Annotated in this window: 2 protein-coding genes; both read left to right on the forward strand. The window is 36.1% G+C overall.

The annotated features are described in order from the left end of the window. Positions 1 to 771, forward strand: a 771-nt coding sequence (locus BN338_RS06805) for a sensor histidine kinase (protein ID WP_039760349.1), incomplete at its 5' end; no start/stop codon positions are given. A 96-nt stretch (positions 772 to 867) separates the two neighbouring features. After that, positions 868 to 3,792: a bifunctional [glutamine synthetase] adenylyltransferase/[glutamine synthetase]-adenylyl-L-tyrosine phosphorylase gene (locus BN338_RS06810; RefSeq protein WP_039760388.1), complete on the forward strand. Its 2,925-nt coding sequence runs from the start codon at positions 868 to 870 to the stop codon at positions 3,790 to 3,792. The last annotated feature ends 528 nt before the right edge of the window (positions 3,793 to 4,320 follow it).

A 4,320-nucleotide genomic window follows, 5' to 3' on the forward strand; every position in this document is an offset into this window, starting at 1 on the left:
GGTGATTTCAGTGGGCGTTTACCGGTTTCTGGGGTAGGAGATGAGTTTGATCGATTGTCAACGAATCTTAATGTTATGTTAGACCGCATTGAAGAGTTAAATGTTGGTTTGCGTCAAGTATCAGATAATATTGCTCATGATCTGAAAACACCGTTAACACGTCTTAGAAATCGTTCTGAAGAGGCACTTTCGGGAAACAAGACAAAGCTTGAATATCGTCAGGTCATCGAGAGTGTTATTGCTGAATCAGATCAACTTATTCGTACCTTTAATGCGATTTTAATGATTTCACGCATCGAAGCGAGCAGTGCAATTGAGCATCTTGAGATGATGAATATGAAACTGATCCTGGAAGATGCTGTTGAGCTTTACGAACCTTTTGCTGAAGAGTCAGGTGTTTTACTTCAGTTAGGAGATATATTTGACAAAGAGCTTAAATTGAATCGTGAGCTTGTTGCGCAAACAATTTTTAATCTTATCGATAATGCCATTAAATATGCCTCTAAAGATAGGGAAAAAGCGAAGGTTTGCTTATCAATGGAATATCGTGATGAACATTTATTAGTTGTTGTAAGCGATAATGGTCCAGGAATAGCAGAGGATAAACGTGAAAAAGTAACAGAACGATTTGTTCGTCTTGAAGAAAGCCGTACACAACCTGGTTTTGGAATTGGTTTAAGTATAGCAAAAGCAGTTATGAAATTGCACGGGGGTGAATTGTTACTTGAAAATGCAAATCCAGGACTTAGGGCTGTTTTGTTATTTCCTTAAAGATATTTTTCATTTTTTTCTTTTCATACGGAACGACGATTTTAAAAGTATAGTGCAATGGATAAGGAAGGCAAAATGCTTTTCAAGGGAGATGAGATGAAACAAGCTTTTTTTAAAACACAGCTTCTCCCTTTATGCCCTCTCAATGAAAGTGGTTCTCAGTGGTTAAAAGATATGGAAGAACAAGCAAAGAAAGAAGGTTTAGAACCGCTTGTTTCTATCATTTCAGAGAATGGAATGCAGATTGATTTTATCCGTACGGTTATGACCTTATCTCCTTTTTTGCGTGAGGTTTTAATTGCCAATCCGTCATATCTTAGTCCTTTATTGCATATTGATATAGAAACAAGGCTGAGCGAAATTATCGATGATATTACGGTTATCGATAAGGATGAATCTACAAATGAAACTTCATTGATGGCTGCTTTAAGGCAAAAAAAACGAGAAGCACATGTTCTCATTGCTTTAGCTGATTTGAGTGGTATTTTTACTTATGAAATTTCATGTGCTTGGTTGACACGTTTGGGTGAAGCTGCATTGGGTGTAGCATTGCGTTTTCTCTTAAGAGAAGCTCATGATCATGGTAAGATTAATTTGCTAAACCGTGAGAATCCGGAAAAAGACTGTGGTTTAATCATTTTAGGGATGGGAAAATTAGGGGCAGGAGAACTTAATTATTCTTCCGATATTGATCTTATTGTTTTCATTGATGAAACGTCACCTCATATTGGTAATCTTTCTGAAAGTGTCGACGTATTTTCTAAAATGGTACGCCGGTTAATCCGTATCATTCAAGAGCGTACTGCGGAAGGATATGTTTTTCGTCTTGATTTTCGTCTTCGTCCAGATCCAGGATCAACACCTTTGGCTTTACCAGTAAGGACTGCCTTGCGTTATTACGAAGGACGTGGACAAAATTGGGAACGAGCCGCTATGATTAAAGCACGTCCGGTTGCTGGCGATAAAAAAGCAGGCTTTAACTTTCTTAAAGAACTTTTTCCTTATGTGTGGCGAAAATACTTAGATTATGCTGCGATTGCTGATATTCATTCGATCAAACGTCAAATTCATGCGTATAAAAGTTATGATCAAATTGCAGCTTATGGTCACAATATAAAGTTAGGTCGTGGTGGTATTCGTGAAATTGAGTTTTTTGTCCAGACGCAACAACTTATTGCTGGTGGACGTTTTCCTCAATTACGTGGACGTCAGACAGTTGCAATGTTAGCAGAACTTCACACGCTTGGTTGGATTAGTGAGCAAACGAGAGATAGTCTTATAAAAAGTTATGCTTTTCTAAGAAATGTGGAACATCGTATTCAGATGCTTGCGGATGAACAATCGCATCTTCTGCCAAGTGATATTTCTCAATTCACAAGCGTTGCTTATTTAACGGGTTATCACGATAGCAGCAGTTTTATCCGTGATTTATTAAAAACACTTCAGGTTGTTGAAAAACACTATGCAGCATTGTTTGAGAATGAACAAGAACTTGGTTTAGAAATTGGCAATTTAGTTTTTACAGGAGAAGAAGATGATCCCGAGACATTAATAACATTAAGCCGTTTGGGTTTTGAAAGAGCGAGTGATATTTGTCGTATTATGCGCACTCTCCATTGTGGTCGTTATAAAGCAACGCAATCTGCTGAAGCGCGTGAGAGATTAACAGAATTAACACCAGCTCTTTTGAAAGCTTTTGGCGCAACAAAACGGGCTGATGAGGCGATGTTGCGTTTTGATAGTTTTTTACAGGGCTTACCCTCAGGAATTCAACTTTTTAGTCTTTTACAGTCTAATCCCTCTCTTTTAGATATGCTTGTCCTTATTATGGGAGCTGCTCCACGGCTTGCGGAAATTATTACACGCAGATCTCATGTTTTTGATGGAATGTTAGACCCAAATATTCTTTCAGAATTACCGACAAAAACCTATTTAGAAAAACGGCTTGAATATTTTCTTGAAGATGTTCTTTCTTATGAGGAAATCCTCGACCATTTAAGGATTTTTGCAGATGAACAACGTTTTTTGATTGGGATTCGAATTTTGAATGGTACAATTACAGGAGAAAGAGCGGGTTTTGCTTTTACTGCGCTTGCTGATCTGATGATTACAAAAACATTTTCTGCCGTTCAGGAAGAGTTTTTTCGTCTTCATGGCTGTATTAAAGGGGGACGTGTTGGCATATTGGGAATGGGAAAGCTTGGAAGTCGTGAATTAACAGCGGGTTCGGATGTCGATATCATTTTGCTTTATGAACACGATGATGATGCAGAAATATCTGATGGAGAAAAGCCTCTTTACATTTCTCAATATTATACGCGTTTAGCACAGCGCCTCGTTTCTGCTTTATCTACACTTACAAGCCAAGGTGTTCTTTATGCTGTTGATTTAAGGTTACGGCCTTTAGGTAATAAAGGACCTATTGCTGTTTCTTTTCCATTTTTTAAAAAATATTATCGTCAAGAAGCATGGGTATGGGAATATCTTGCTTTAACAAGGGCTCGAGGCATTACAGGAGATCCTGATTTTTTACAAAAGTTAGAAAATGAAGTGTGTACAATTATTGCTATTTCTCGTAATAAGAATGAAGTTGCAAAAGAAGTGTGTGAAATGCGCTCTTTGATTGCAAAAGAAAAGCCGCCAAAAAATCAATGGGATTTTAAAACGATGTCTGGTGGCATTATGGACTTAGAGTTTATCGCTCAATTTGCTCTTATTACGCATGTCATTGAGTTTCAAATTGGGGCGACGACAGCGGATATTTTAGAACACTTACCAAATAGCTTTCTTAATCAATCATGTATTGCTGATTTACGTTATGCTTATGGTCTCTACACAAATTTGAGTCAAATTATACGGCTTTGCTTAAATGATCCTCTTGATCCCAATGATATGCCACCTGGATTAAGTGACCTTTTGTTAAACAGTGTTGGCGAACCTGATTTGCTTCGTATTGAAAAATTAATTGCAGAAACTGGGCAATTGGTCTGTTCAGTTTTTACAAAAATTATGAAATATTAAATAGTTATAATAATTTTCTGAAATTATTTTTAGATAAAACATAAACAGATATTATAGAATAATAAACACTGTTCATTCCATTTTTATATATTAATTTTGATATTTCATTATATGCTTGAGAGCTTTAGAGAGTAAAAATTTTCTCTATTGGTTTTTCAAGTATGATGAAAGATTTTTTGTTCAATGAGCTTATTCTCGGCATTATTCTTTGTAAAAAGCAATGTAGTGACGACCTTTTAGAGAATTAAGAGCCTTAGCCCATGGATATGATAGAAGTATATGGTTCATTTATAAAGCAGCAGTCTGTCAGATTCACCGATGAATTGAGAAATTTTTAACACGAGAATATGGGCGAGAGCGTTTTTATCACACAGCTTTAGATAACCTCTTATAGAGGGAGTGACTATATATGGTTTCTTATAACATTAATATTATAAAGATAATTAATAAGGAAAAAATTTTATTGATTATCGCTCTCATTTTTTCAAAAAATTGATATTATAATTATTTATACAATGCTAGATAATA

The organism is Bartonella queenslandensis AUST/NH15 (assembly GCF_000312585.1).
GTDB classification, from domain to species: domain Bacteria; phylum Pseudomonadota; class Alphaproteobacteria; order Rhizobiales; family Rhizobiaceae; genus Bartonella; species Bartonella queenslandensis_A.

Excerpts from the sequence above, each read along its gene's own strand:
- BN338_RS06810 (WP_039760388.1), top strand. The coding sequence starts at position 868 with ATGAAACAAGCTTTTTTTAAAACACAGCTTCTCCCTTTATGCCCTCTC.